21 protein-coding genes and 1 riboswitch are annotated in these 26,244 nt (G+C 74.4%); of the genes, 8 read left to right on the forward strand and 13 right to left on the reverse strand.

The genetic code is table 11. The annotated features are described in order from the left end of the window. Positions 1 to 12: 12 nt before the first annotated feature. Both ACZ5GH_RS29835 and ACZ5GH_RS29840 read left to right on the forward strand, forming a co-directional pair. Complete coding sequence (locus tag ACZ5GH_RS29835; protein WP_387756694.1) at positions 13 to 888, forward strand: AraC family transcriptional regulator; 876 nt, start codon at positions 13 to 15, stop codon at positions 886 to 888. 285 nt (positions 889 to 1,173) lie between these two features. Beyond that, entirely contained in the window at positions 1,174 to 1,938 is a 765-nt protein-coding gene (locus ACZ5GH_RS29840; protein ID WP_464335824.1) for a VOC family protein, read from the forward strand. Here ACZ5GH_RS29840 and lnt read toward each other — a convergent pair. From lnt to ACZ5GH_RS29855, 3 genes are all read right to left on the reverse strand, one after another. Further along, positions 1,914 to 3,512 (reverse strand): apolipoprotein N-acyltransferase, encoded by a 1,599-nt coding sequence (gene lnt / locus ACZ5GH_RS29845; protein ID WP_464335825.1) that lies wholly within the window; start codon positions 3,510 to 3,512, stop codon positions 1,914 to 1,916. The two genes, ACZ5GH_RS29840 and lnt, sit on opposite strands and share 25 nt — an antisense overlap. 234 nt (positions 3,513 to 3,746) lie before the next feature. After that, entirely contained in the window at positions 3,747 to 7,370 is a 3,624-nt protein-coding gene (gene cobN, locus ACZ5GH_RS29850) for a cobaltochelatase subunit CobN (protein WP_464335826.1), read from the reverse strand. Next, positions 7,367 to 7,543: a hypothetical protein gene (locus tag ACZ5GH_RS29855; protein ID WP_387756690.1), complete on the reverse strand. Its 177-nt coding sequence runs from the start codon at positions 7,541 to 7,543 to the stop codon at positions 7,367 to 7,369. Before ACZ5GH_RS29855 ends, cobN begins: the two co-directional genes overlap by 4 nt. A gap of 47 nt (positions 7,544 to 7,590) precedes the next feature. Continuing rightward, positions 7,591 to 7,676: riboswitch (cobalamin riboswitch) on the reverse strand. Positions 7,677 to 7,937: 261 nt separating this feature from the next. Between ACZ5GH_RS29855 and ACZ5GH_RS29860 the strand changes: the two genes are divergently transcribed. Genes ACZ5GH_RS29860 through ACZ5GH_RS29870 form a run of 3 tightly spaced genes read left to right on the forward strand, consistent with a single transcriptional unit; the run spans position 7,938 to position 11,481 of the window. Beyond that, the gene (locus ACZ5GH_RS29860; RefSeq protein ID WP_464335827.1) at positions 7,938 to 9,344 is read left to right on the forward strand and encodes a hypothetical protein; all 1,407 of its coding nucleotides are present in this window, start codon (positions 7,938 to 7,940) and stop codon (positions 9,342 to 9,344) included. Then, positions 9,341 to 9,967, forward strand: a complete 627-nt coding sequence (locus ACZ5GH_RS29865; RefSeq protein ID WP_387756688.1) for a precorrin-8X methylmutase — start codon at positions 9,341 to 9,343, stop codon at positions 9,965 to 9,967. The genes ACZ5GH_RS29860 and ACZ5GH_RS29865 overlap by 4 nt, the downstream gene beginning before the upstream one ends. Continuing rightward, a complete protein-coding gene (locus tag ACZ5GH_RS29870; RefSeq protein ID WP_464335828.1) occupies positions 9,964 to 11,481 on the forward strand; it encodes a precorrin-2 C(20)-methyltransferase in 1,518 nt (505 codons plus the stop codon). Before ACZ5GH_RS29865 ends, ACZ5GH_RS29870 begins: the two co-directional genes overlap by 4 nt. Positions 11,482 to 11,635: 154 nt before the next feature. Here the strand turns inward: ACZ5GH_RS29870 and ACZ5GH_RS29875 are convergent, their stop codons facing one another. Beyond that, the gene (locus ACZ5GH_RS29875; protein WP_387756687.1) at positions 11,636 to 13,375 is read right to left on the reverse strand and encodes a TIGR03767 family metallophosphoesterase; all 1,740 of its coding nucleotides are present in this window, start codon (positions 13,373 to 13,375) and stop codon (positions 11,636 to 11,638) included. A 389-nt stretch (positions 13,376 to 13,764) separates the two neighbouring features. On the opposite strand from ACZ5GH_RS29875, the gene ACZ5GH_RS29880 reads away from it, so the two are divergent. Together ACZ5GH_RS29880 and ACZ5GH_RS29885 are read left to right on the forward strand one after the other, a co-directional pair. After that, positions 13,765 to 15,042, forward strand: a complete 1,278-nt coding sequence (locus ACZ5GH_RS29880; RefSeq protein ID WP_464335829.1) for a cobalt-precorrin-5B (C(1))-methyltransferase — start codon at positions 13,765 to 13,767, stop codon at positions 15,040 to 15,042. A gap of 146 nt (positions 15,043 to 15,188) precedes the next feature. Beyond that, on the forward strand, positions 15,189 to 16,718 hold the full coding sequence (locus ACZ5GH_RS29885; protein WP_387756685.1) for a UDP-N-acetylglucosamine 1-carboxyvinyltransferase: 1,530 nt from the start codon (positions 15,189 to 15,191) through the stop codon (positions 16,716 to 16,718). A 25-nt stretch (positions 16,719 to 16,743) separates the two neighbouring features. Here the strand turns inward: ACZ5GH_RS29885 and ACZ5GH_RS29890 are convergent, their stop codons facing one another. The 6 genes from ACZ5GH_RS29890 to ACZ5GH_RS29915 all read right to left on the reverse strand — a co-directional run bounded on the left by ACZ5GH_RS29890 (position 16,744) and on the right by ACZ5GH_RS29915 (position 21,247). Then, a complete protein-coding gene (locus ACZ5GH_RS29890; RefSeq protein WP_464335830.1) occupies positions 16,744 to 17,250 on the reverse strand; it encodes a protein-tyrosine phosphatase family protein in 507 nt (168 codons plus the stop codon). A 97-nt stretch (positions 17,251 to 17,347) separates the two neighbouring features. Further along, complete coding sequence (locus ACZ5GH_RS29895; protein ID WP_464335831.1) at positions 17,348 to 17,854, reverse strand: DinB family protein; 507 nt, start codon at positions 17,852 to 17,854, stop codon at positions 17,348 to 17,350. 103 nt (positions 17,855 to 17,957) lie between these two features. Continuing rightward, positions 17,958 to 18,695 carry a cobalt-precorrin-6A reductase gene (locus ACZ5GH_RS29900; protein WP_464336894.1) on the reverse strand — a complete coding sequence of 246 codons (738 nt, stop codon included), beginning with the start codon at positions 18,693 to 18,695 and terminating at the stop codon, positions 17,958 to 17,960. Further along, positions 18,695 to 19,456 (reverse strand): precorrin-4 C(11)-methyltransferase, encoded by a 762-nt coding sequence (gene cobM, locus ACZ5GH_RS29905; protein ID WP_387756682.1) that lies wholly within the window; start codon positions 19,454 to 19,456, stop codon positions 18,695 to 18,697. Before cobM ends, ACZ5GH_RS29900 begins: the two co-directional genes overlap by 1 nt. Beyond that, complete coding sequence (gene cbiE, locus ACZ5GH_RS29910) at positions 19,453 to 20,751, reverse strand: precorrin-6y C5,15-methyltransferase (decarboxylating) subunit CbiE (protein WP_464335832.1); 1,299 nt, start codon at positions 20,749 to 20,751, stop codon at positions 19,453 to 19,455. The genes cobM and cbiE overlap by 4 nt, the downstream gene beginning before the upstream one ends. A 61-nt stretch (positions 20,752 to 20,812) precedes the next feature. Further along, positions 20,813 to 21,247 (reverse strand): gamma-glutamylcyclotransferase family protein, encoded by a 435-nt coding sequence (locus tag ACZ5GH_RS29915; protein WP_464335833.1) that lies wholly within the window; start codon positions 21,245 to 21,247, stop codon positions 20,813 to 20,815. Between the two features lie 132 nt (positions 21,248 to 21,379). Here ACZ5GH_RS29915 and ACZ5GH_RS29920 point away from each other — a divergent pair, with 132 nt between their 5' ends. After that, entirely contained in the window at positions 21,380 to 22,471 is a 1,092-nt protein-coding gene (locus ACZ5GH_RS29920) for an EamA family transporter (RefSeq protein WP_464335834.1), read from the forward strand. Positions 22,472 to 22,652: 181 nt separating this feature from the next. Here the strand turns inward: ACZ5GH_RS29920 and ACZ5GH_RS29925 are convergent, their stop codons facing one another. From ACZ5GH_RS29925 to ACZ5GH_RS29935, 3 genes are all read right to left on the reverse strand, one after another. Beyond that, positions 22,653 to 23,216 (reverse strand): EF-hand domain-containing protein, encoded by a 564-nt coding sequence (locus ACZ5GH_RS29925; protein WP_387756678.1) that lies wholly within the window; start codon positions 23,214 to 23,216, stop codon positions 22,653 to 22,655. 216 nt (positions 23,217 to 23,432) lie between these two features. Continuing rightward, positions 23,433 to 25,097, reverse strand: coding sequence for a dipeptide ABC transporter ATP-binding protein (locus tag ACZ5GH_RS29930; RefSeq protein ID WP_464335835.1), 1,665 nt, complete (start codon positions 25,095 to 25,097; stop codon positions 23,433 to 23,435). A 110-nt stretch (positions 25,098 to 25,207) separates the two neighbouring features. Further along, positions 25,208 to 26,200 carry an ABC transporter permease gene (locus ACZ5GH_RS29935; protein ID WP_387756676.1) on the reverse strand — a complete coding sequence of 331 codons (993 nt, stop codon included), beginning with the start codon at positions 26,198 to 26,200 and terminating at the stop codon, positions 25,208 to 25,210. Positions 26,201 to 26,244 lie beyond the last annotated feature (44 nt).

A 26,244-nucleotide genomic window follows, 5' to 3' on the forward strand; every position in this document is an offset into this window, starting at 1 on the left:
GACGGGGTTGGCGTGCTGGAGCACCTGAACCGGGCGATGGACCGGATCGAGAACGGGCTGGACCGCGAGGTCGACGTGGCCGAGCTGGCGCGGATCGCGATGACGTCGGAGTACCACTTCCGGCGGTTGTTCTCGATGCTCGCCGGGATGCCGCTGTCGGAGTACGTCCGGCGCCGGCGGCTCACCGTCGCCGGTGCCGAAGTCCTGGACGGCGAGCGGACGTTGCTCGACATCGCGGTCCGGTACGGGTACTCCTCGGGGGAAGCGTTCGCCCGGGCGTTCCGGGCCATGCACGGGGTCGGGCCGGGGGACGCCCGGCGCGACGGTGCGGTGCTCGTCTCCCAGCCCCGGATGTCCTTCCGACTCGTCGTGGAGGGAAGCAGCAGTATGGAATACCGGATCGTCGAGAAGCCGGACTTCCGGATCGTCGGCAAGAAGGCCCGGGTCACCCTGGTCTACCTGGGGATCAACCCGGGGATCGCCGAGTTCGTCAAGGGGCTCGGCAAGGAGCGGATCGAGCGGATCGCGGCGCTGTCCGGGGACGACCCGGCCGGGATCGTGGCGGTGAGCGACGACCTCTCGCCGAACCGCGAGGAGGGGTCCGAACTCGACTACTGGCACGCGGTGGTGGCGCGCGAGGGCGTCGCCGTCCCGCCGGACCTGGACGTGCTCGACGTCCCGGCCGGCACCTGGGCGGTGTTCACCAACACCGGGCCGTTCCCGCAGGCCCTGCAGGAGATGTGGGCGGACGTGGCCGGCCAGTGGTTCCCGTCCAACCCGTACGAGGCCCGGCCGGGCCCGGAGATCCTCCAGACCCGGTTCGTCCCGGGAACGGCCGATGCCGAGGCGGAGCTGTGGATCCCGGTGTCACGGGCGGTCCGCGGCTGACGGACGGCGGTCGCCGAGGGCCGGCAGCTGGCAGCTGGCGGCGAACAGCCAACAGATGACAGCCGACAGCTGACGGCGAACAGGTAACAGCTAACAGATAACAGATAACAGATGACAGCTGACAGATTTCGAAATCTGTCAGCTGTCATCTGTTCGCGGCCGCACCCCGTTCGGCCCACCCCCGCCCGCCAAGCTCCGCCCCGCCCCGCATGCTGGGGCACGAGGTGCGGGGGCCGAGGCGCCGAACAACCGGGAGTTCCCGAGCAAGCTGCGAGGACAGACGTCATGAAGCAGACCTCCGTGACCACCAACGCCCCCTGCTGGACCGAGCTGGGCACCTCCGATCCGGCCGCGGCCCGGGTGTTCTACACCGAGCTCCTCGGCTGGCAGGTGGACGACACGGCCCGCCCCGGGGACGGCGACTACACCCAGATGCTGGTCCACGGCGCCCCGGCCTCCGCCATCACCCCGCGCTACGCCCCGCAGCAGCCGATCGCCTGGACGGTCTGCATCGCGGTCGCCGACGCCGACGCCACCGCCGGGAGGATCAAGGAGGCGGGCGGCCGGATCCTGAAGGACCCCACCGACGTCTCCGACCTCGGCCGCTTCTCGGTGGCCGCCGACCGCTCCGGCGCGGTGTTCATCCTCTGGCAGGCCCGCGCCTTCCGGGGTGCCGGGGTGTTCAACGAGCCCGGCGCGCTCGGCTGGGTGGAACTGCTCACCCGCGACCCCTCCGGCGCGCTCGACTTCTACCCGGAGGTCTTCGGCTGGTCCGTCGCGCCGTCCGAGCACTACCCCCAATGGGGTTTGGACGGAAGGGACTTCGGCGGCATGCTGACGATGGACAACCGCTTCCCGCCCCAGGTGCCGCCGCACTGGCTGCCGTACTTCGCGGCCGCCGACGTCGACAACACCGTCAGCCGGGCGGCGGCACTCGGCGGGGACGTGCTGATGCCCGCGACCGGTCTGCCGGGCGGCCGGCGGATCGCCGTGCTGCGCGACCCGCAGGGCGCCGCGTTCGGCGTCTACACCGCCGGTACCGAGGGCTGACCGGAACGCCGGACCACGCGCGAGCGGCGCCACCCGGCCGCGGCGGTGCCCGCCGCGCCCGCCGTGACCACCAGCGCCCCCAGCGGCACCACGTCGCCGATCCGGTCGTACCAGGTCAGCGTCCCGGGCGCGGTGAGCGGCAGCCGGACGGTCGCCGCTCCGGTGCCGTCGGTGCCGAGCCGGGCGAGTTCCCGGCCCTGGCCGTCGAAGGCGGCCGAGACCCCGGTCAGCGAGGCCTGGACGGCCGGCCGGCCGGTCTCGGCGGCCCGGATCGCCGCCAGCGAGGCGTGCTGCTCGGGGGCCCAGGTGCGCTGGAAGGTCGAGGTCGAGGACTGGTAGACCAGCACCCGGGCGCCGTCCCGGGCGGCGGTGCGGGCCATGTCGGGGAAGGCCGACTCGAAGCAGATCAGCGCCGCGACGGGCAGCGGCCCGCCCGCCCGGTCGGTGGCGGGCAGGACGTGGAAGGACGTGCCGGGCGCCCGGTTCTCGCCCGCGGCGCGGCTGACCCCGGCGATCCAGCCGAGCACCGGCCGCAGCGGGATGTACTCGCCGAACGGCACCAGCCGGATCTTGCGGTAGCGGTCCACCACGCCGGTGGGGGAGACGAGCACCGCGTCCTTGGAGATCCGCCCGTCCGCCTTGCGCGTGTCCTCCCCGGCGACGACTTCGGCACCGGTGGTCGCGGCGAGTCGGCGCAGGGTGTCCAGGGCGGCCGGGTCGCGGTCCAGGTCGGCGGTGCTGCTGCTCTCGCCCCAGACGACCAGGTCCACGGGCTGCCCGACCAGTGCGGCCGTGATCCGCGCGCTCGCCTCGAACCGGGCCTGCGGGTCCTCCACGATGCCGGGCTGGACCAGCGCCACGGTCACCGCGCCGTCCCCGGCGGGCGCCTCGCGCAGCGCGAACAGCAGCGGGCCGCAGGCCAGCACCAGCACGACGGACCCGGCGGCGACGGCCCGCGGCCGCCAGTGCACCCCGGTCAGCGCGATCAGCACCCCGGTGTTCACCGCCGCCACCGCCGCGCTGACCAGCCAGATCCCGCCGGCCGCGGCCAGCCCGAGGATCGCCGGGTGCTGCCACTGGGTGGCGCCGAGCAGCGCCCACGGCCCGCCGAGCGCGGGCCAGGACCGCGCGTACTCGGTGGTCACCCAGACCGCCGGCACGACCAGGAGCGCGAGCAGTGCCCGACGGGCGGTCAGCTGGGGGCGCAGCAGCCGGTGCACGGTGTACCCGACGCCGGCCTGGAGCGCCCCGAACAGCACCGCGAGCACCGGCAGCCCCGGCCCGACGGACGGGACCAGCCAGTACATCGCGGTCAGGATGAACCCCGCGCCGAACCACCAGCCGCGCACCGCCGCCTCGCGGCCCGACGGCGCCCGCTGCAACAGCAGCAGTCCGGGGACGAGCGCGATCCAGGCCAGCCAGGCCTGCCCGGGCGCGGGGAACGCGAGCACCGGAACCGCCCCGGCCGCCAGCGCACCGGTCCGCGCGCGGTACCGGTGCGGCGGACGCGGCTCCCGTTCCTCGCCGACGGGCGTGCTCAGGACCGGGGTGGTGGGAGCGGAGCGACGCGACATGACCCGTATTGTCCGCTGGAAGGGCGTACACCACCAGTGCGCTGCTCGGCCGAACGGGTGACGGGGACACCATCTCCGGAACCAGTGGCCCCGGTCGAACTGGCGACCCGGCAGCGATCCCGGAGCAAGCCGCGGGTGATACGGGGCAGGCCGGAGGCCGAGCAAGGGCAGGCCGGGAGCCGAGCCGGGGCAGGCCGGAAGCGAAGCCGGCCCGCCCCGCGCGGGGTCGGGGCCTCAGCCCTCGTCGCCCTCCAGGTCCCCCTCGGTCTCCAGGAACGCGGCCTGCAGCTGCTCGATCAGCTCCGGGTCCGGCTGCTCCCACAGCCCGCGGCTCGCCGCCTCCAGCAGCCGCTCGCTGATGCCGTGCAGCGCCCACGGGTTGGCGCCCGCGAGGAACTCCCGGTTGACCGGGTCGAGGACGTACTCCTGGGTCAGCTTCTCGTACATCCAGTCCGCGACCACGCCCGTGGTGGCGTCGTAGCCGAACAGGTAGTCCACCGTCGCGGCCATCTCGAAGGCGCCCTTGTAGCCGTGGCGGCGCATCGCCTCGATCCAGCGCGGGTTGACCACCCGGGCGCGGAAGACCCTGGCGGCCTCCTCGGTCAGGGTGCGGGTGCGGACCGTCTCCGGGCGGGTCGAGTCGCCGATGTAGGCGGTCGGCGCCTTGCCGGTGAGGGCGCGCACGGTGGCCACCATGCCGCCGTGGTACTGGAAGTAGTCGTCCGAGTCGGCGATGTCGTGCTCGCGGGTGTCGGTGTTCTTCGCGGCGACGGTGATCCGCTTGTACGCGGTCTCCATCTCCTCGCGCGCCGGGCGCCCGTCCAGCCCGCGGCCGTACGCGTAGCCGCCCCAGACCGTGTACACCTCGGCCAGGTCGGCGTCGGTGCGCCAGTCCCGGCTGTCGATCAGCTGGAGCAGGCCCGCGCCGTAGGTGCCCGGGCGGGAACCGAAGACGCGGACGGTGGCCTTGCGCTCGTCGCCGTGCACCGCGAGGTCGGCCTGGACGTGGGCGCGCACGTAGTTCGACTCGGCGGACTCCTCCTGGGCGGCGGCCAGGCGCACCGCGTCGTCCAGCAGGGCGACGACGTGCGGGAAGGCGTCCCGGAAGAAGCCGGAGATGCGCAGCGTGACGTCGATGCGCGGGCGGCCCAGCTCGTCCAGCGGGATCGGCTCCAGGCCGGTGACCCGGCGGGAGGCGTCGTCCCAGACCGGCCGGACGCCGAGCAGCGCGAAGGCCTCGGCGATGTCGTCGCCGGCGGTGCGCATCGCGCTGGTGCCCCAGAGCGAGAGCCCGACCGAGGGCGGGAAGGCGCCGTCGTTGTCCGCGCGGTAGCGCTCGACCAGCGAGGAGGCGAGCGCCTGGCCGGTCTCCCAGGCGAGCTTGCTGGGGACGGCCTTCGGGTCGACGGAGTAGAAGTTGCGGCCGGTCGGCAGCACGTTGACCAGGCCGCGCAGCGGCGAGCCGGACGGGCCGGCCGGGACGAAGCCGCCCTGGAGCGCGTGCAGCACGGCGTCCAGCTCGTCGGTGGTGGCGGCCAGTCGCGGCACCACCTGGGTGGCGGCGAAGGCCAGCACCTCGCGGACCGGCTCCTGGACGGCCTCCGGCAGACCGGCGGTGACCTTCTCGACCGCCTCGGGCGCCCAGTCCTCCGCCTCCATCGCCTCGACCAGGGCGCGGGCCTCGGCCTCGGCCGCGTCGGTGGCGCCGAGGGTCAGCGCCGCCTCGTCCAGGCCGAGCGCCTCGCGCAGGCCGGGCAGGGCGCTGACGCCGCCCCAGATCTGCCGGGCGCGCAGGATGGCCAGCACGATGTTGACCCGGTCGGTGCCGGCCGGCGCCTGGCCGAGGACGTGCAGGCCGTCGCGGATCTGGGCGTCCTTGACCTCGCAGAGCCAGCCGTCGACGTGCAGCAGGAAGTCGTCGAAGCCGTCGTCCTCGGGGCGCTCCTCCAGGCCGAGGTCGTGGTCGAGCTTGGCGGCCTGGATCAGGGTCCAGATCTGGGCGCGGATCGCCGGCAGCTTGGCCGGGTCCATCGCGGCGATGTTGGAGTGCTCGTCCAGCAGCTGCTCCAGGCGCGCGATGTCGCCGTACGAGTCGGCGCGGGCCATCGGCGGGACGAGGTGGTCGACGAGGGTGGCGTGGGCGCGGCGCTTGGCCTGGGTGCCCTCGCCCGGGTCGTTGACCAGGAAGGGGTAGACCAGCGGCAGGTCGCCGAGGACGGCGTCCGGACCGCACTCGGCGGACAGCGCCGCGGTCTTGCCGGGCAGCCACTCCAGGTTGCCGTGCTTGCCGAGGTGGATCACCGCGTGGGCGCCGAAGCCGCCGTCCTCCTGGGCGGCCTCGATCCAGCGGTAGGCGGCCAGGTAGTGGTGGCTCGGCGGCAGGTCGGGGTCGTGGTAGATGGCGACCGGGTTCTCGCCGAAGCCGCGCGGCGGCTGGATCAGCACCAGCAGGTTCCCGGAGCGGATCGCGGCCAGCACGATGTCGCCGTCCGGGTTCTGCGAACGGTCGACGTACAGCTCGCCGGGCGCCGGGCCCCAGTGCTCCTCGACCTGCTCGCGCAGGCCCTGCGGAAGGGTGGCGTACCAGCGGCGGTAGTCGGCGGCGGGGATGCGCACCGGGTTGCGGGCCAACTGGTCCTCGGTGAGCCAGTCCTGGTCGTAGCCGCCGGCCGCGATCAGGGCGTGGATCAGCGCGTCGCCCTCGTGGCCGCCGTCCTCGTCGTGGAAGGAAGGGAGGTCCTCCCCCAGGTCCATGCCCTCCGCACGCAGCCGCTCCAGCAGCCGCACCGCGCTGGCCGGGGTGTCCAGGCCGACGGCGTTGCCGACCCGGGCGTGCTTGGTCGGGTAGGCGGACAGCACCAGGGCGAGGCGGCGCTCGGCGGCCGGGACGTGCCGCAGCCGGGCGTGCTTGACGGCGGTGCCGGCGACGCGGGCGGCGCGCTCCGGGTCGGCGGCGTAGACGGTGAGGCCGTCCTCGTCCAGCTCCTTGAAGGAGAACGGGACGGTGATCAGGCGGCCGTCGAACTCCGGCACCGCGATCTGGGTGGCGGTGTCCAGCGGGGACAGGCCGTCGTCGCTGGCCTCCCACTGGGCGCGCGACCAGGTGAGGCAGAGCGCCTGGAGGATCGGGCGGTCGAGCGCGGCCAGCGCGCCCGCGTCCCAGGCCTCCTCGTCCCCGCCGGCCTGGGCGTCGGCCGGGCGGGTGCCGCCGGCGGCGAGCACGGTGGTGACGATCGCGTCGGCCTCGCCGAGCGCGGCCAGCAGTTCGGGCTCGGCGCCGCGCAGCGAGGCGCAGTAGTAGGCCCTGGCCCGGGCGCCCTGGTCCTCGACGGCCCGGCAGAGCGTCTCCACGAAGGCGGTGTTGCCGCTCATGTGGTGGGCGCGGTAGTAGAGCACCGCGACGGTCGGGCCCTCGTTCGTACGGGCTTCGCGCTCCAGCGGGCCCCAGGCGGGGGCGGAGGCGGGCGGGGCGAAGCCGTGGCCGGTCAGCAGCACCGTGTCGGAGAGGAAGGAGCCCAGCTCGGCCAGGTTGGCCGCGCCGCCGTGGGCCAGGTAGGCGTGCGCCTCGGCGGCGATGCCGGCCGGGACGGTGGACAGCTCCATCAGCTGGGCGTCGGGGGCCTGCTCACCCGTCAGCACCACCACCGGGCGGGGGCCGGCCAGCAGCGCGTCCAGGCCCTCCTGCCAGGCGCGGCGGCCGCCGAGCAGGCGGACCACGACGAGTTCGGTGCCCTCCAGCAGCGCGGGCAGGTCCTCGGGGGTGAGCCGGGCCGGGTTGCCGAGCCGGTAGCGCACCGGGCCCTCGGAGGCCCGGGCGCTGAGCAGGTCGGTGTCGGACGTCGACAGCAGCAGGATCATGTGAAGGCCCTCCCGGCCTCGTCGGTGGCCAGGGTGGCCGGGATCTGGGCCGGGACGGCCGCCGTGGTGGCCGGGGCGGCCGTGGCGTCGACCGGGGTGGTCGTGACGGCGGCCCGGACGGCCGTGGTGGCGGCCGGGGACGCGGGCGCGGGCATGCGACAGCGCTGGAACATTTCTGCCTTCCTCGGGGTCCGCGCCCCGGGCCGGTGGAGGACGGCAGGAGTTCCTGGCTCCCGCGGCTGACCGGTCTACCGGTGAACCGCGGTCACAGTGGCGGGACCGCACCGGGTTCGCACCGGTTTCCTCCCCTGCGCCGTCGCTGGCGTGCGGACGGTCCGCGGGGGACCGTCCGCCAGCATCGTACGGGGTACGGCTGAGCTGGGGGAGGGTGAGCTTTCGGACGGCCGGGCACCCGGGGCGACGTCCGACACCCGGGAGGGCTCCCGTGGCGGTACCTGCGGCGGTACCTGGGCTGGGCGCGGGCAGGGGTGCGGGCCGGGGCGCGGGACCGGGGGTGTGATGCAGCGGACGGAGGCAAGCGATCGGATCATCTGTATGCTCGCCGCCATGCCACCGACACCCGACGCCACCGCGCCGGGCGCCGCAGGACCCGACCGGGAGGTGCCCGACCGGGGGCGTGCGGACGCCTGTCCCGGAGCGCTTCGTCTGCATACGGCCGACGACGGCGCCCTGGCCCGAATCCGCCTGCCCGGCGGGCTGCTGACGGGCCGTCAGGCGCTCGCGCTGGCCGAGGCGGCCGAGGCCCTCGGCGACGGTGAGCTGGAGACCACCTCGCGCGGCAACGTCCAGCTGCGCGGCCTGGCCCCGCACTGCGCCGCCGAGCTCGCCGACCGGCTGCGCGCCGTCGGGCTGCTGCCCTCGGACACCCACGAGCGGGTCCGCAACATCGTCGCCTCGCCGACCGCGGGACTGGACCCGGCCGACGCCCCCGGTGGCGCCGATGTGCAGTCCTGGGTGCGGGAGTTGGACGCGCGGCTCTGTGCGAGCGACTGGGCGGCCGGGCTCTCCGGCAAGTTCCTGTTCGCGCTGGACGACGGCCGGGGCGACGTCGCCGCGCTCGACGCCGATGTGACATTGATCGCAAGCCCGGACGGCACCCGGCTGCTGCGCCTCGGACGGGACGGCCGCGGGCACCCGGTCGAGACCGGACGGGAGGTCACGGCCGTACTGGACGCGGCCCGCTCCTTCCTGGCGGCGCTGCGGACGAACGGGCGCAAGGCCTGGCACCTGCGCGAGGTCCCCGAACTGCTGCCGGCCGGCTCGGTGCCGCTGCCCGCCTTCGCCGGCACCGCGCCCGCGGTCGGCGCGCTGCCCGGCGGGCTCTCGGTGGGACTGCGCTTCGGCCGGGCGAGCGCCGGGCAGTGGCGGACGCTGGTCGCCGCCTCGGCCGGTGAACTGCGGCTGACCCCCTGGCGCGGGGCGGTGCTGCCAGGCGCTCCGGCCGACCGGCTGCCCGCGCTCGCCGCGGCCGGCTTCCGCACCGAGCCGGGCTCCGCCTGGGAGCGGGCCACCGCCTGCACCGGGCTGCCGGGCTGCGCCAAGTCGCTGGCCGACGTCCGCGCGGACGCGGCCCGGGCGCTGGACGCCGGCGCGGCCGGTGTCGCCGCGGGGTCCGGCCTCGCCGGTGCGCCCGGTGCCGGTGCCGCTCCCGTCGGTACCGCTCTCGCCGGTGTGCTGCCCGTCCACTGGTCGGGCTGTGAACGGCGCTGCGGCCACCCGGCCGGGCGGTGGGTGGACGTGCTCGCCACCGGGCGCGGCTACCGGGTGACGGTGAACGGGTCGGTGAACGAGGCGGTCAACGGGTCGGTGAACGAGTCGGTCGGCGGGGCGGGGGCCGGAACGACGGCCACCGCGACCGCCGCCGATGCGACGGTCGTCAATGCGGCGAGCGTCGACGTGACGAACGAGGAGATGGCCGAGGCGGTCGCCGAGGCCAGGAGGACCACGAAGTGATCGAGTACGAGAAGGACGGCGCGTCCATCTACCGCCAGTCCTTTGCCACCATCCGCGCGGAGGCCGATCTGGCCGCCCTCCCGGCGGACGTCTCGCAGGTCGCGGTGCGGATGATCCACGCCTGCGGGATGGTCGACCTGGTCGAGGACCTGGTGTACTCGCCCGGCGTGGTCGCCTCCGCGCGCGCCGCGCTGCGCGCCGGTGCGCCGATCCTCTGCGACGTCAACATGGTCGCGAGCGGCGTCACCCGCAAGCGGCTGCCCGCCGACAACGAGGTGATCTGCACCCTCACCGACCCGTCGGTGCCCGAACTCGCCCGGGCGATGGGCAACACCCGCAGCGCCGCGGCCATGGAGCTGTGGCTGCCCCGGCTGGAGGGCGCGGTGGTCGCCGTCGGCAACGCGCCGACCTCGCTGTTCCGGCTGCTGGAGATGATCGAGGCGGGCGCGCCGCGACCGGCCGCGGTGATCGGCGTCCCGGTCGGCTTCATCGGCGCCGCCGAGTCCAAGCAGGCCCTGGCCGAGCACCCGTCCGGCCTGGAGCACCTGGTGGTGCGCGGCCGGCGCGGCGGCAGCGCGATCGCCGCCGCCGCCATCAACGCGATTGCGAGCGAGGAAGAGTGACGGACCGTCAGAACACCACGGGTCGGCTGTACGGGGTCGGACTCGGCCCGGGCGACCCGTCGCTGGTGACCGTCCGCGCCGCCGAACTCATCGGCAAGGCGGACGTGGTGGCCTACCACAGCGCCCGGCACGGCCGGTCCATCGCGCGCTCGATCGCCGAACGGTACCTGACGGGTAGTCAGATCGAGGAGAAGCTGGTCTACCCGCTCACCGTCGAGACCACCGACCACCCCGGCGGCTACCGGGGCGCGCTGGACGACTTCTACGCGGAGGCCGCCGCCCGGCTGGCCGCCCACCTGGACGCCGGGCGCGACGTGGTGGTCCTCGCCGAGGGCGACCCGCTCTTCTACGGCTCCTACCAGCACATGCACAAGCGGCTCGCGCACCGCTACCCGACCGAGGTGGTGCCGGGCGTGACCTCGCTCAGCGCGGCTGCCGCCCGGCTCGGGCAGCCGCTGACCGAGGCCGAGGAGACGCTCACCGTCATCCCCGGGACACTGCCCGAGGAGGAGCTGACGGCGCGGATCGCGGCCGCCGACTCGGCCGTGATCATGAAGCTGGGGCGCACCTTCCCGACCGTCCGCCGGGCCCTGGAGCGGGCGGGGCGGCTGGCGGACGCGCAGTACGTGGAGCGGGCCTTCATGGCGGGCGAGCGGGTCGCGCCGCTCGCCGAGGTCGACGGCGAGACGGTGCCGTACTTCTCGGTCGCGGTGCTGCCGAGCAAGGTCGCGCCGCTGGAGCCGGAGGTCCGGCTGTCGGACGGCGTCGGCAGCGTGACCGTGGTCGGCACCGGGCCGGCCGGACCGCTCTGGCTGACCGCCGAGGCGCGCGGTGCGCTGGCCGAGGCCACCGACCTGGTCGGCTACACCACCTACCTGGACCGGGTGCCGGAGCGGCCGGGGCAGCAGCGGCACGGCTCGGACAACAAGGTGGAGTCGGAGCGCGCCGAGTTCGCCCTGGACCTCGCCCGGCGCGGACACCGCGTCGCGGTGGTCTCCTCCGGTGACCCGGGGGTGTTCGCGATGGCCACCGCGGTGCTGGAGGTCGCCTGCGAGGAGGCGTACCGGGACGTCCCGGTACGGGTGCTCCCGGGGATGACCGCCGCGCACGCGGCCGCCTCCCGGGCCGGCGCCCCGCTCGGCCACGACTACGCGACGGTGTCGCTCTCGGACCGGCTCAAGCCCTGGGACGTGGTGGCGAAGCGGCTGCGCGCCGCGGCCGAGGCGGATCTGGTGCTCGCGCTGTACAACCCGGGCTCGAAGTCCCGGACCACCCAGGTCGGGCTCGCCCGGGACCTGCTGCTGGAGTACCGGGCCCCGGAGACCCCGGTGGTGATGGCCCGCGACGTCGGCGGCCCGACCGAGCGGGTGCGGATCGTCCGGCTGGGCGAGCTGGACCCGGCGCTGGTCGACATGCGGACCATCCTGCTGATCGGCTCCTCGCAGACCCGGGCGGTCGAGCGGGGCGGCGGCGTGGAGGTCGTCTGGACGCCGCGGCGGTACCCGGAGGAGTGACGGGGGACTGACGGGCGAACAGATGACAGCGAACAGATTTCATCATCTGTTCGCTGTCATCTGTTATCCGTTCGCCGTCAGCTGTTCTCTGTCAGCCGTCAGCCGTCAGCCGTCAGCCGTCAGCCGTCGGCCCGTAGCGCGCTCCCGCCACCCGCTACCGGGTCGGCTTGGTGATCAGCAGCTCGGTGTTGTGGTCCCCGCCCGAGCCCAGCAGCGCCGTCGGGCGGCCGTTCGGGTCGTTGTACGACAGCTCGCGGTAGAGCGCCGCGAGGTTGGCGTCCGAAGTGCCGCCGAAGTCCGTCCCGTACGGCGCCGAGGACTCGATCAGCGTGGTGAACAGCGAGAGCGTGCCGTCCCCGTTGTCCGCGATCTCGATGATCCGCCCGTGCTGCGGGTAGTCGATGTGCGAGGCGGTGTTGATCTCCCAGAACGCCCGCTCCGGCACCGTGTGCCCGTGCGGCGTGATCTTGTTCATGTGGGTGTGCCCGTTCACCCACGCGACGACGTTCGGGTAGCGCTGGAGCAGCGCCACCAGCTCGTTGCCGTCGTGCCGCCCCTCGAAGATGTTGCGCGGGTCCGGCAGCAGGTTGCCCATGGTGCCGCTGGTGTGGTGGCTGAAGACGAGGATCAGCTCGTCCGTGCTCCCGCCCGTCACCCGGCGCCCGTCGGCGTCGTACCAGTGCCCGCTGTGGGCCTTCAACTGCTGCTCCAGCCAGCGCAGTTGCGCGGTGCCCAGCGAACCGTCGGCGAACCCGGCCTGGTTGGTGGTGTCCAGGCTGATGCCGACCACCTTCTCCGAGATGCGGAAGGTGTAGTAGAGCTTCCCGCTGTTCACCATGTCCGAGGTGAATCCGTGCCCGTACGGGCCGGCGCCGGTGACCGCCGGGTCCAGGTGGGCCTTGGCGAACTCCTTGAGCGTGAACGGCCGGCGGCGCTCGTCGGGGGTGACCTTGCGCACCAGGTCGCCGTCGGCGAGCAGCTTCGCCAGCAGCAGCACGGCGCCCGCCGGGTCGCGGCGCAGCGAGTCCGTCAGCTGGGCGGCCGTGGCGTCGTCGCAGCCCTCCAGCTTGTACTGGCCGGTGTACAGGTCGTTCAGCAGTCCGAAGTCCGGCAGCGAGCCCTCGATGCTGTCGTCGTGGTTGCCGACCGTGGTGTACCAGGGCGTGCGCAGGCCCGGCGCGTCGAAGGGGCGTCCGGCGGCGGACAGGAAACCGGGTATCTGCGGGAAGCCCTTCGCCTTGTAGCCGTCGCTGTAGGCGAGTTCGGGGTTCCAGTAGGCGGCGTTGCCGGAGTTCTGCACGCCCTCGTAGCGGTTGGGGTCACCGGTGTTCTGGGCCAGCCGGCCGCCGCCCATGACCTTGAGGTACCAGTCGAGTTCGGCGAGCTCGTGGTTGTCGGTGTTGTCGCCGGTGGCCATCACCATGCTGAACGGCATCCCGGTGTGCGGGCCGCCGGCGAGCGAGTTGACCCGCTCGACCAGGGCCGAGACGCCGCGGGCGTTCAGGGCCTCCTGCGGCCGGTAGGCGCTGCCGTTGAGCTTGGCCAGGTACTCGAAGCGCACCGGGGACTCGGTGTCCACCAGGTGCAGGTCGCTGAACTGGACGAAGCTGGCGAGGCCGGTCCGGCGGTCGTCCCGGCCGGCGGTCGCCGACGCCAGGTCGCCGCGCACCACCAGCGGCCAGCCCGGTCCGGCCGTCAGTCGCTTGTAGCCGCCGGTGCCGACCGGCGTGGCCACCTGCTCCAGCGTGGTCCCGGTGATCCTGACCGCCCGCGCGGCCGTCGTCGCCAGCGCCTGGTCGCGCGCCGCGGCCGAGGCGAACTGCGCGCCGCCCAGCGACAAGGCCGACCAGGCCGCGGCCACCGACGTACCCGTGAGGAACGTACGCCGACTCATCCCTGCCACAAATAACCCCCACATACTGATGGCCCGGCGGGGCGGTCGTCCCCGGCCGGGCCCACGTGTGTCATGAACCCGCTTTCTGGCGGACCGCCAGATTACTCACTGGTAGGCACGGTGGGCGAGGCCCATGCGGAGAACTCTTCGGGAACGCGGGGCGGCGCGCCTTCACACCTCGCGCCACCGGAATCGCCGACCCGCGCCCGACGCGGCCGCCGCCACCCCGGTCGGGTCCCGCCACTCGATCGGGTCCCGCGACTCCGGTCGGGTCCCGCGACCCCGGTCGGGTCCCGCCGGGCCGGGTGGGGGAAAATCGGCGACTGGCGGCCGGTGCGGTCGCCGGAGCGGAGCAGGACGGCGCGGGCGCCGTCGGAAACGGGGCGCAGGTGGCCGCAGCGGGAGCCGAGGCGGGAGCGGGAGGCCGGGCCGGCCAGCTGAAGAGCAGCGGACTGCGGCCCGGCTGGACGACGGGCGCCTGCGCCACCGCCGCCACCAAGGCCGCGTACACGGCGCTGCTCACCGGCGAGTTCCCGGACCCGGTGGTCATCACCCTGCCCAAGGGCCAGCAGCCCGCCTTCGCCCTCGCCGCCGAGGAGCTGACCGGGGCCGGGGAGCCGGCGCATGCGGTGGTCCCGACCGGCACGACGAACTCAACCGGTACGACGGACCCGACCGGTACGACGGACCCGACCGGTGCGACGGACCCGACCGGCACGATGGTCCCGACCGGCACGGACGCCCGGCCGGCTGCCGCCATGGCCGGGGTGGTCAAGGACGCGGGCGACGACCCCGACGTCACCCACGGCGCGCTGATCCGTTCGACCGTGCGGTCCGGCGAGCCCGGCACCGGGGTGGTGTTCCGGGCCGGCCCCGGGGTGGGGACGGTCACCAAGGCCGGCCTGCCGCTGCCCGTCGGCGAGCCCGCGATCAACCCGGTGCCCCGGCAGATGATCCGGGACGCCGTCGCCGAGGTGGCCGCCGCGCACGGCGGCAGCGGGGACGTGGTGGTCGAGATCTCGATCGACCACGGCGAGGAGATCGCCCGTTCCACCTGGAACCCCCGGCTCGGCATCCTCGGCGGTCTGTCCGTCCTCGGCACGACCGGGGTGGTCGTCCCCTACTCCTGCTCGGCCTGGATCGACTCGATCCGCCGCGGGGTGGACGTGGCCCGGGCCGCGGGGCGCACCCACGTGGCCGGTTGCACGGGCTCGACCTCGGAGAAGGTCGCGGTCGCGGAGCACGGGCTGCCCGAGGACGCCCTGCTGGACATGGGCGACTTCGCCGGCGCCGTCCTCAAGTACCTCAAGCGCCACCCGGTGCCCCGGCTGACCATCGCCGGCGGCTTCGCCAAGCTGTCCAAGCTCGCGGCCGGCCACCTCGACCTCCACTCGGCGCGCTCCCAGGTGGACAAGGGGTACCTGGCCGGACTGGCCCGGCAGGGCGGGGCGGACGAGGCGCTGGTCGACGCGGTCGCGGGCGCCAACACCGCACTGGAGGCGGTGCAGTTGTGCCGGGCGGCCGGGGTGCCGCTCGGAGACCTCGTCGCCGAGGCGGCCCGGGCGACGGCGCTCGGCGTGCTGCTGGGCTCGCCGGTCGCGGTGGACGTCATCTGCATCGACCGGGCGGGCACGGTCGTCGGCCGGGCGGAGCCGCTGGGGCCGTGACAATGTCACGAGTGTCACGGCGGCGTGACAACATCACCTGGTGATGTGGAGAACTGACGTCCATACGGGGTGAGAAACGGACAAATAGCGCACCATGCCGGGCCCTCGTCCTGTCGTCATCTCAACCATGAGATATCGTCTGGCGAGTGACAGGCGACTACCTCACCCGTATCGGCACCCTCATCCGTACCGCGCGCCAGCACCGCGGCTGGTCCCAGGCGCAGCTCGGAGAGGCCCTCGGAACCAGCCAGAGCGCGGTCAACCGCATCGAACAGGGCAAGCAGAACGTCAGCCTTGAGATGATCGCCCGCATCGGCGAAGCCCTCGACAGCGAGATCGTCTCCCTCGGGTACTCCGGCCCGATGCACCTGCGCGTCGCCGGCGGCACCCGGCTCTCCGGCGCGATCGACGTCCGCAGCAGCAAGAACGCCTGCGTGGCGATCCTCTGCGCCTCGCTGCTGACCACCGGGCGCACCACGATCCGCAGCGTCGCCCGGATCGAGGAGGTCTACCGCATCCTCGAGGTGCTCACCAGCATCGGCGTCAAGAGCCGCTGGATCAACGAGGGCCGCGACCTCGAACTCACCCCGCCGCTCGAACTGGACCTCGCGGCGATGGACGTCGAGGCGGCCCGCCGCACCCGCAGCGTGCTGATGTTCCTCGGCCCGCTGATGCACCGCGCCCAGCGCTTCGCCATCCCGTACGCGGGCGGCTGCGACCTCGGCACCCGCACCGTGCAGCCGCACCTGACCGCGCTGCGCCGCTTCGGCCTGGAGGTCGCCACCACCGGCGGCGCCTACCACGCCTCGGTCGAGCCGGGCGCCCCGCTGGACCGGCCGATCGTGCTGACCGAGCGCGGGGACACCGTCACCGAGAACGCCCTGCTGGCCGCCGCCCGGCACGACGGCGTCAGCGTCATCCGCAACGCCTCGCCCAACTACATGGTCCAGGACCTCTGCTTCTTCCTGGAGGAGCTGGGCGTGAGGATCGAGGGCATCGGCACCACCACCCTCACCGTGCACGGCGTCCCGGAGATCACCTGCGACGTCGACTACACCCCGGCCGAGGACCCGGTGGAGGCGATGAGCCTGCTGGCCGCCGCCGTCGTCACCTCCTCCGAGCTGACCATCCGCCGGGTGCCGATCGAGTTCCTGGAGATCGAGCTCGCGGTGCTGGAGGGCATGGGCCTCGACTACGACCGCACCCCCGAGTACCCGGCCCACAACGGCCACACCCGGCTGGTCGACCTCACCGTGCGCCCCTCCAAGCTGACCGCGCCGATCGACACCATCCACCCGATGCCGTTCCCCGGCATCAACATCGACAACGTGCCGTTCTTCGCCGCCATCGCCGCGGCCGCGCACGGCACCACGATGATCCACGACTGGGTGTACGACAACCGCGCGATCTACCTGACCGAGCTGACCCGCCTCGGCGCCGACGTCAAGCTCCTCGACCCGCACCGCGTGCTGGTCCAGGGTCCCACCCGCTGGCGCGCCGCCGAGATGATGTGCCCGCCGGCCCTGCGCCCCGCCGTGGTCATCCTGCTCGCCATGCTCGCCGCCCAGGGCACCTCCGTCCTGCGCAACGTCTACGTCATCAACCGCGGCTACGAGGACCTGGCCGAGCGCCTCAACTCCATCGGCGCCCAGATCGAGACCTTCCGCGACATCTGATGAGCCGCCATGCCGCTGACCGGCCTCACCCGTTGAGGCCGGTCAGCAGCACGGCGACCTCCAGCCCGGTGTCCAGGTAGTCCACGAACACCGCGTTGTTCAGCGCCCAGGGCGAACGCCGCTCCCGGACCAGCCGGACCGCCTCACCGCCGTCGTACCCGAGCCCCACCAGCGCCTGCGCCACCACCAGGCCCGAGCGGTTGTACCCGGAGTGGCAGCGCACCAGCGTCCGCCGCCCCCGCCGGACGGCGGCCGCGGTGAGCTCCGCCGCCTCCTGGACGGCGAGCAGCTGACCGGGGGAGAGCGGGGCGTCGGGAACCTCCCGGACGACGTGCTCCACTCCCGGTGCCGGGCCGTGCCCGGGGAGTGTGAACAGGCTGACCACCAGATCGAACCCGGTGCGGACGATCGCGGGTTCCAGCTCGCCGCCGGGCGGGGTGAAGTAGTGCCCGCCCATCCAGAGCCCGGGGACGATCTCGTTCCAGGGCTCGGACGGCCCGGGGGTCTCGCGTTCCTTCTGGCGGGTCCGCACGTCCTGCTCGCTCCCTCGCTGCCGGTGGCGTTCCGGCGTCGTTCCGGCCCGGCCCGGCGCCGTCCGGTGCTACTCGCCGCTCCCGGACGCGTCGGTGCTACTCGCCGGTGGTGCCGTCGAGGTGTTCGCGGAGCAGGTCGGCGTGGCCGTTGTGGCGGGCGTACTCCTCGATCATGTGGGTGAGGATCCAGCGGAGCGAGAAGACCTCTTCGCCGTGGTGGCCCAGGACGTCCAACGACTCCGCGGCGGCCACGAGTTCCCTGGCGTGGTCGCACTCGCGGCGCCAGATCGCGAAGGCCTCGTCCGGGTCGGCGGACTCGACGTCGAACTCGGCGAAGGCGCCGTCCGGGCGGCGTCCCCAGAAACCGCGCACGTCCTCGCCGTTGAGGACGTTGCGGAACCAGCCTCGCTCCACCTCGGCGAGGTGGCGGACCAGCCCGAGCAGGGAGAGCCCGGACGGTTCCAGCACCCGGGTGCGGAGCTGCTCCGTGGTGAGCCCCGCGCACTTCATCGCGAGGGTGTCGCGCTGGTGGTCCAGGAAGCCCGCCAGCGTGGCGCGTTCGTCGGCGGTACGGGGGGCCTGGGTGCGCTGGTCATCGGTCATCGGGCCATCCTGCCCGCCCGCCGGCAGGTCTGCCCGCTATTTCCCCCGGGCCCGGGGTCTCGCCGCTCCCCGGCCTCGACGGACGGCGCCCGGTTCGGGCGTTCTACCGCAGTTGTTCCAGCCAGCGCAGCGCGCCCGGGACATCGGGTACGACCGGTACGCCCTCCGGGACCGGCGGGCGCTCCACGATGATGACGGGCAGGCGGAGTTCGCGGGCCGCGGTCAGCTTGGCGGCGGTCGCGGCGCCGCCGCTGTCCTTGGTGACCACGACGTCGATCCGGTGCCTGCGCAGCAGCGCCTCCTCGCCCTCGACCGTGAACGGGCCGCGGTCCAGGAGGACTTCGAAGGAAGGCGGGAGCGGAGGTTCGGGCGGGTCCACCGAGCGGGCGACGAAGTGGACCCCGTCCAGGTGGGCGAAGGCGGCGACGCTCTGCCGGCCGGTGGTGAGGAAGACCCGCTCCCCGTGCCGGGGCACCAGGTCGGCAGCCGCGGCGAGCGAGGGGACGGGGAGCCAGCGGTCCCCGTCCACCCGGGTGAAGCCGGGGCGGCGCAGCACCAGCAGGGGGACGCCGGTGTCGGCGGCCGCGAGGGCGGCGTTCCGCGAGATGCCGGCGGCGAACGGGTGGGTGGCGTCCACCACCGCGTCCACGTCTTCCGCGCGCAGCCAGTCGGCCAGCCCCGCCGGCCCGCCGAAGCCGCCGATCCGCACCTCCCCGGCGGGCAGCCGGGGTCGGGCGACCCGGCCGGCCAGCGAGCTGGTGACCCGGTGGCCGGCCGGGACGAGTTCGGCGGCCAGCGCCCGCCCCTCGGTGGTCCCGCCGAGGACCAGGACGTGCCGCATCACGCCCCGCAGGGCTCGTGCGGGCGCTCGCGGTCCGCCGAGTAGAGGTGGCTGTCGCGGAACTGCTCGGCGGCCAGCGTCCGGCCGACGAGGATGACGGCGGTGCGGACCACGCCCGCCGCCTTCACCTGCTCGGCGATGTCGCCGACGGTGCCGCGCAGCACCAGCTCGTCGGGGCGGCTGGCCATCGCGACCACGGCGGCCGGGCAGTCGGCGCCGTAGTGCGGGAGCAGCTGCTCGACCACGTCGTCCACGTACCCGGCGGCCAGGTGCAGCACCAGCAGGGCGCCGCTGCGGCCGAGGGTGGCGAGGTCCTCGCCCTCGGGCATCGGGGTGGCGCGCTTGGCGATCCGGGTGAGGATGACGGTCTGGCCGACGGTCGGTACGGTCAGCTCCCGCTTCAGCGCGGCCGCGGCGGCGGCGAAGGCGGGCACGCCGGGCACCACCTCGTACGGCACGCCGGCCGCGTCCAGGCGGCGCATCTGCTCGGCGACGGCGGAGAAGACGGACGGGTCGCCGGAGTGCAGCCGCGCCACGTCCTGACCGGCCTCGTGCGCGGCGACCAGCTCGGCGGTGATCTGGTCCAGGTTGAGTTGCGCGGTGTCGATCAGCCGGGCGCCGGGCGGGCACTCGTCCAGCAGCTCGCGCGGCACCAGGCTGCCCGCGTACAGGCAGACCTCGGCGCGGGCCAGGATGCGCTGGCCGCGCAGGGTGATCAGGTCGGCGGCGCCCGGGCCGGCTCCGATGAAGTGGACGGTCACGAGGCGTTCTCCTGAGGGGTCTCGGGCTTGACGGCGTCGGGCTTGCTGTCGTCGGACGTGACGCCGTCGGACGTGACAGCGTCGGGCTTCACGGCGGACCACTGGGTGACGGGCATGGCCTGGCGCCACCCGGTGAAGCCGCCCACCGGGACGGCGTGGGCGACGGCGAGTTTGACGAGCTCCCCGCCGTGGCGCCGGTACCACTCGGTGAGCAGCGCCTCGGACTCCAGCGTCACGGTGTTGGCGACGATCCGGCCGCCGGGGCGCAGCGCGGCCCAGCAACCGTCCAACAGGCCGGGCGCGGTGAGGCCGCCGCCGATGAACACGGCGTCGGGGGAGGGGAGTTCCGTGAGCGCGGCGGGGGCGGGGCCGGTCACCACGCGGAGCCGGGGCACGCCGAGGGCGGCGGCGTTGCGGGCGATCCGCTCGGCCCGCACCGGGTCGCGCTCGACGCTGACGGCCCGGCAGTCCCGGTGGGCGCGCAGCCACTCGATGGCGATCGAACCGGAGCCGCCGCCGACGTCCCAGAGCAGTTCGCCGGGGGAGGGGGCCAGCGTGGCGAGGGTCGCGGCGCGGACGTGGCGCTTGGTGAGCTGCCCGTCGCTCTCGTACGCGGTGTCGGGCAGGCCGGGGACGAGGGAGGTGCGCGGGCCGTCGCCGAGGTCGACGGCGATGACGTTCAGCGGGTCGCCGGAGGGGTGCGGCCAGCCGTCGGCGGCGCCGTCCAGGTGGCGTTCGGCGGGGGCGCCGAGCTGTTCGAGCACCCGTAGCCGGGCGGTGCCGTAGCCGCGGGCGGTGAGCAGCCCGGCGACGGCGGCCGGGGTGGCCGCGTCGGCGCTGAGCAGCAGCAGGCGGCGGCCGGGGTGGAGGGCGAGGGAGAGGGTGTCCAGTGGCCGGCCGACCAGGCTGACCACCTCGGTGGCCTCCAGCGGCCAGCCGAGCCGGGCGCAGGCGTAGGAGACGGAGGAGGGGTGCGGCAGGACGCGCAGGCGCTCGGCGCCGACGGTCTCGGCGAGGGTGCGGCCGATGCCGTAGAACATCGGGTCGCCGCTGGCCAGGACGGCGGTGCGGCGGCCGGCGTGGGCGGCGAGCAGTCCGGGGACGGCCGGGCGCAGCGGGGACGGCCAGGGGACCCGCTCGGCGCTGACCTCCTCGCGGGGGAGCAGGTCCAGCTGGCGGGGGCCGCCGACGACGACCTCGGCCTCCCGCAGCGCGGCCCGGGAACCGGCGGCGAGGCCGGGCCAGCCGTCGGCCCCGATCCCGACGACGGTGATCGGGGGTGGCAGCTCGGGCACCGGGTGGCTCCTCGTCGTTCGAATGGACCAATGGGTAGGAAAATCCAACTAGCGGGGCAGCCTACCTGGCGGTCTCATCCGCCCAGTCCCCCGACTCGATCAGCGCCGGCCGCTCCCGCAGCCGCGCCTCGGCCCTGGGCCCGGCGAAGTAGACCCAGGCCTCCCGCAGCCCGTCCGCCGCCGTCCGCACCGCCGCCCGCCGCCGCACGTACAGCCCGGTCCCGTCCGCTCGGCAGTCCTCCAGCCGGTCCAGCGCCTCCAGGGCTCCGGCGTACGCGCTCGGGCGTACGGTGACGAGCTCGCCCAGGATCCGGCGCCCTGGCGCCGGGTCCGGCACCGCGTACGGGAAGCCGGGTCCCTCGTGCAGCGCCGCACCCTCCAGCACCGCGGGCCGGACGTCGGCGCAGCGCCCGGCCAGGTGGACGGCGTGGTTGCGGCCACCGCTGCGCAGAGTGCCGTACACGAAGAACGGCAGGGCCTGCTCGGGTGCGGACAAGGGCTCGACCTCCTCGCTGGGGAGCGCCCACCGTACGTCCTGCGGTCCGATTCCTGATACCGACTGGCGCGCCGGGCCGTCCATGCGCTGTCATGTCGGTTGTTCGGCCAGCACCGTCCAAGGGGGACACACATGACATCGCCCGCTTCACCCTCCCAACCGGCCGAGATCCCCGGCTCAGCCCCAGACACTCCCACCCCGACCCCTGCCCCTGCGGGCAAGCGCGGGGCGCAAGCGGCCCCCACCCCGGCCCCGCTCGCCGACGCCCTTCCCGCCTCCCGTCTCGGCGGCGCGGTCTGGCTGGCCCTCCTCGTCGTCTACGTCGTCTGGGGCTCGACCTACCTGGCGATCCGGATCACCGTGGAGACGATGCCCTCGTTCCTCTCCGCGAGCGCCCGCTTCATCACCGCCGGCCTGGTGTTGGCCGGCTTCCTCCTGGTGCGCCAGGGGCCGGCCGGCCTGAAGGTGACCCGGCGGCAGCTGGCCTCCTCCGCCCTGGTCGGCCTGCTGCTGCTGACCGGCGGCAACGGCATGGTGGTCCTGGGCGAGACCTCCGTCCCCTCCGGCCTGGCCGCCCTGCTGGTGGCCGCCGTCCCGCTGTGGATGGTGGTGCTGACGGCGTTCGGCGGCGACCGCCCGAAGCCGGCCGAACTGGCCGGGGTGCTGCTCGGACTGGTCGGGCTCGGTGTCCTGTCGGCCCCCGCGATCGGCGGGTCGATCGAGCCGGGCGGCGTGATCCTGATCATCGGCGCCACCCTGCTCTGGGCGACCGGCTCCTTCGTGAGCAAGAAGATCCCGATGCCCGGCAACGTGCTCGCCGCGAGCGCCTACCAGATGCTGGCCGGCGGCCTCGGCAACCTGCTGGTCGGGCTGGGCCGCGGCGAGCAGCACGGTCTGGACCTCGGGGCGGTCTCCGGCCGGTCCTGGCTGGCCCTCGCCTACCTGGTGCTGTTCGGCTCGCTGCTCGCCTTCACCGCGTACGCCTGGCTGCTGCGCGCCGCCCCGCTGACCCTGGTGGCCACCTACGCGTACGTGAACCCGGTGGTCGCGGTGCTGCTGGGCTGGCTGATCCTGGCCGAGCCGCTGACCGGTCCGACCCTCGCGGGCGGCGCGATCGTGGTGGCGGGCGTCTGCCTGGTGGTGAGTGTCAGCCGACGGCCGGGCCGCTCGTCGCGCGCCGGGGGCACGGCCGGCCCGGCGAAGGGGCCGGCCGCCCGGAGGTGAGCACGCCGCGGCCCGGCCGTACGCGGCGGCCCGGCGGCGCACCCCAGCTCCGCAGTGCACCGCGACCCGGCAGCAGGCGACGCCGGCGCCGTACCGAACCGGTGCCGTAGCCCCCGAACCGTCGCCGAGCGGCCCGTCCCCGCGCTTCCGGCGCGTGGGGGCGGGCCGCCGGACGTACGGCTCAGAAGCTGTGCGGCGGCTTGCCCGTCCACCAGTTGCCGGGCGCGTCCGGGTCGCGGCTGGTCCAGAACTCGATGATGGCGCTGGTGAACTCGGCCGCGGAGAGCACGCCGTCGCCGTCGGTGTCCAGGTGGCGGAAGGCCTCGTCGGCGTCGTCGCGGGAGAGGCCGGCGAAGTGGCCGCGCTGGAAGACGAAGAACTCGCCGGCGTCCACCGTCCCGCTGCGGTCGGCGTCGGCGACGGCGAGGAAGGCCCCGGCGAGCGCGCCGAGGATCTCGTGCGCGGCCTTCGGGTCGTCGGCGAGCGAACCGGTCGAGTCGACGAACTGCTCACGGGTGATCGCCTGGGTGCCGGCGGGCAGCCGGGCGAGGTGCAGGTCGTGCCAGGTCGTCAGGTAGGCGCGGACGATCAGGGCCTCCGCGTCGGAGCCCTCCTGGTGGCCGAGCGATCGGGCCACCGAGAGGCCCATCAGGACGTGGTCCCGCTCGGTGAGCAGGCCGTCGCCGTCGGCGTCGAGGTGATCGAAGCCGTGGTTGATCTTTGCGATGAGCAGGTCGTCCGACACGTGCTCCCCCTCGGTCGGTGATTCCTTGTCCGGGTCTCCCAGGTCACATCGCCTGCACGCTAGCGCCTCGAACCTGACCGGCGCAGCCGAACGAACGGCGAACGACCTGCTGCTTCACTCCTACGGGGTCCGCCGCGGCCGTTGCCGGTGGACCCCGCCGCCGCACCTCTCCATCGCGTCCGACGGCCCGATCGTGCCCGCCGGGCCTCGGTCGCCTCAGTGCACCGCCGCCAGCAGCTCCCTCGTGTACTCGGTGTGCGGCGCCTCGAACAGCCGGTCCCGGTCGGTGGACTCGACCAGCCGGCCCCGGTGCATCACCGCCACCCGGTCGCAGAAGTGCCGGACCACCGCGAGGTCGTGGGAGACGAACAGGAAGGCGACGCCGAGCCGTTCGCGCAGCTCCATCAGCAGGTTGAGCACCTGGGCCTGCACCGACACGTCGAGCGCGGAGACCGGCTCGTCGGCGATGATCAGGCGCGGCTGCGGGGCCAGCGCCCGGGCGATGCCGATCCGCTGGCGCTGCCCGCCGGAGAACTCGTGCGGGTAGCGGTCCAGGTGCCCGGCCTCCAACCCGACCTGTTCCAGTAGTTCGGCGGCGCGCTTCCGCCGTTCGGCCGGGCCGAGCGCGGTGTGCAGGCGCAGGGGGGTGTCCAGGGTGCGGGCGATGGTCCGGCGCGGGTTGAGCGAGGCGTACGGGTCCTGGAAGACCAGCTGGATCTCCCTGCTGAGCCGCTTCCGCAGCTCCCGGTCCGGCCGGGTGACGTCCTGGCCGTCGTACAACACCGTTCCGCCGGTGGGTCGTTGGAGCCCGGCCAGGACCCGTGCGGTGGTGGACTTGCCGGAACCGGACTCGCCGACCAGCCCGAGCGTCTCGCCGGGTGCGATCCGCAGGCCGAGGCCCTCGACCGCCCGGACCGGTTCGGCCCGTAGGCCGGGCAGGCGCCGGCGCCCGGGGAAGTGCACGGACAGCTCGTCCACCTCGACCAGCCACCGCTCGGGACGCCCGACCGTCCGCGGCCGGAACGTCCGCGACGGCGCCGGCTCGTCGACCGTCGGCAGGGCGGCCCCCGGCACCGAGTCCAGCCGGAGCGCCGCGCCCACCAGCGCCCGGGTGTACGGCTCGCGCGGCGCGGACAGCAGCTCGGCGGTCGGCGCGGACTCGATCCCGACCCCGCCGCGCAGCACCAGCGTGCGGTCCGTCGTCCCGGCGACCACGCCCAGGTCGTGGCTGACCAGCAGCACCGCCGTCCCGTGCTCGCGCTGCAACTCGCCGAGCAGGTCGAGGACCTGCCGCTGGACGCGGGCGTCCAGGGCAGTGGTCGGCTCGTCCGCGATGAGCAGCCGCGGGTCGTTCATCAGCGCCATCGCGATCATGACGCGCTGGCGCATGCCGCCGGAGAACTGGTGCGGGAAGTCGCGGGTCCGGGCCGCGGGGATGCCGACCCGGTCGAGCATCTCGGCCGCCCGTCGGCCGGCCTCGGCCCGGCCCGCGCCCGGGTGGTGCAGCCGGTACATCTCCGCGAGCTGGGCGCCCACGCCGTGGAAGGGGCTGAGCGAGGTGAGCGCGTCCTGGAAGACCAGTGCCGCCCGTCCGCCGCGCACCCCGCGCAGCGCGGACTCCTCGGCGTCGACCACCTCCTGCCCGTCCAGCCGGATCGAGCCGGTGACGGTGGTGGTGCGCGGATCGTGCAGGCCGAGGACGGCGAGCCCGACGGTCGACTTGCCGGAGCCCGACTCGCCGACCAGGCCCAGGACTTCACCCGGTGCAAGGTCGAAGGAGAGGCCCCGGACGGCGGTCACCGGCGCGCCGCCGCGAGGGTCGGCGAAGGTGACGGTCAGGTCGCGGACGCTCAGCACCGGCTCGGCGGCCTTCGCCGCCACGCCTCGCGCAACGGTGGCCTTCGCCGCCACGCCTCGCGCAACGGCGGTACCGGCTACCGTGGCCCGCACGCCCGCTCCCGGCACACTGGACTTCATCGAAGGACTCCCCATCAGCTCAGCCGCACACGCGGGTCGAGCCAGGCGACCGCGAGGTCGGCCAGCGCGACGAACAGCACCATGAAGCAGGCGGCCAGCAGCACCGCGCCGACCACGGCGGGCAGGTCCTGCCCGGCGACGGCCTCCGTGGCGAACCGCCCGACCCCGTTCAGCCCGAACACCGTCTCGGTGATCACGGCTCCGCCGAGCAGCACCCCGGCCTCCAGCCCGATCAGCTGCACCAGCGGCCCGGCGGCGCCGCGGGAGGTGTACTTGAGGTGGGCGCGCAGCCGTCCCAGGCCCTTGCCACGGGCGGTGCGGACGTACTCCTCGTTCATCGTCTCCAGCAGCTGCGAGCGTGAAAGCCGGGCGAAAACCGCCGAGTTGACGAAGCCGAGGACGATCCAGGGGAGCAGCAGCCCGCCCGCCCAGGCGGCCGGGTCGTCGGTCGGCGAGGTGTAGGAGGGGAGCGGCAGCACGCCGGTGGAGTACACCAGCAGCCACTGCGCGACGTACCCGAGGAAGTAGATCTGCACGCTGGCGCCGACCAGGGTGAAGCCGGACAACAGCCGGTCGGTCCGCCGGCCGTGCCGCAGCGCGGAGACGAACCCGGCGCCGAGCCCGAACACCAGCAGGACGGCGAGGGCCCCGGCGGTCAGCGAGAGGGTGACGGGCAGGTGGTCGGCGAGCGCCTCGCTGACCGGCTGGTGCAGCCGGTAGGAGTAGCCGAGGCAGGGCGCGTCGCAGTGGATGGTCGAGCCGTCGACGTCGCCGATGTCCCGCCCGGCGACGACCCCGGCCAGGTAGTCGGTGTACTGGGTGAGCAGCGGCTGGTCCAGGCCCATGCTCTGGCGCACCGCCGCGACCTGCCCGCTGTCGCAGCGCGGGCCGCAGGCGGCGCGGGCCGGGTCGGCGGGCGCGGCGTAGAAGAGGGCGAAGGCGGCGGCGGAGACCGCGACCAGGACCGCGAGGGCCTGGGCGGTCCGCCGCAGGACGAAGGAGAGCATGGCCGATCCGGGGTCGACGTGACGGGGGGAGGCGGAGGAGCGCG

The organism is Kitasatospora sp. Xyl93, from assembly GCF_055383135.1.

Coding starts and splice junctions, on each gene's coding strand:
- cobN (WP_464335826.1), bottom strand. CDS start 7,370: ATGATCCTGCTGCTGTCGACGTCCGACACCGACCTGCTCAGCGCCCGG.
- ACZ5GH_RS29855 (WP_387756690.1), bottom strand. CDS start 7,543: ATGTTCCAGCGCTGTCGCATGCCCGCGCCCGCGTCCCCGGCCGCCACC.
- ACZ5GH_RS29860 (WP_464335827.1), top strand. CDS start 7,938: ATGCCACCGACACCCGACGCCACCGCGCCGGGCGCCGCAGGACCCGAC.
- ACZ5GH_RS29900 (WP_464336894.1), bottom strand. CDS start 18,695: ATGCGGCACGTCCTGGTCCTCGGCGGGACCACCGAGGGGCGGGCGCTG.
- ACZ5GH_RS29920 (WP_464335834.1), top strand. CDS start 21,380: ATGACATCGCCCGCTTCACCCTCCCAACCGGCCGAGATCCCCGGCTCA.
- lnt (WP_464335825.1), bottom strand. CDS start 3,512: ATGTCGCGTCGCTCCGCTCCCACCACCCCGGTCCTGAGCACGCCCGTC.
- ACZ5GH_RS29895 (WP_464335831.1), bottom strand. CDS start 17,854: ATGACCGATGACCAGCGCACCCAGGCCCCCCGTACCGCCGACGAACGC.
- ACZ5GH_RS29935 (WP_387756676.1), bottom strand. CDS start 26,200: ATGCTCTCCTTCGTCCTGCGGCGGACCGCCCAGGCCCTCGCGGTCCTG.
- ACZ5GH_RS29840 (WP_464335824.1), top strand. CDS start 1,174: ATGAAGCAGACCTCCGTGACCACCAACGCCCCCTGCTGGACCGAGCTG.
- ACZ5GH_RS29875 (WP_387756687.1), bottom strand. CDS start 13,375: ATGAGTCGGCGTACGTTCCTCACGGGTACGTCGGTGGCCGCGGCCTGG.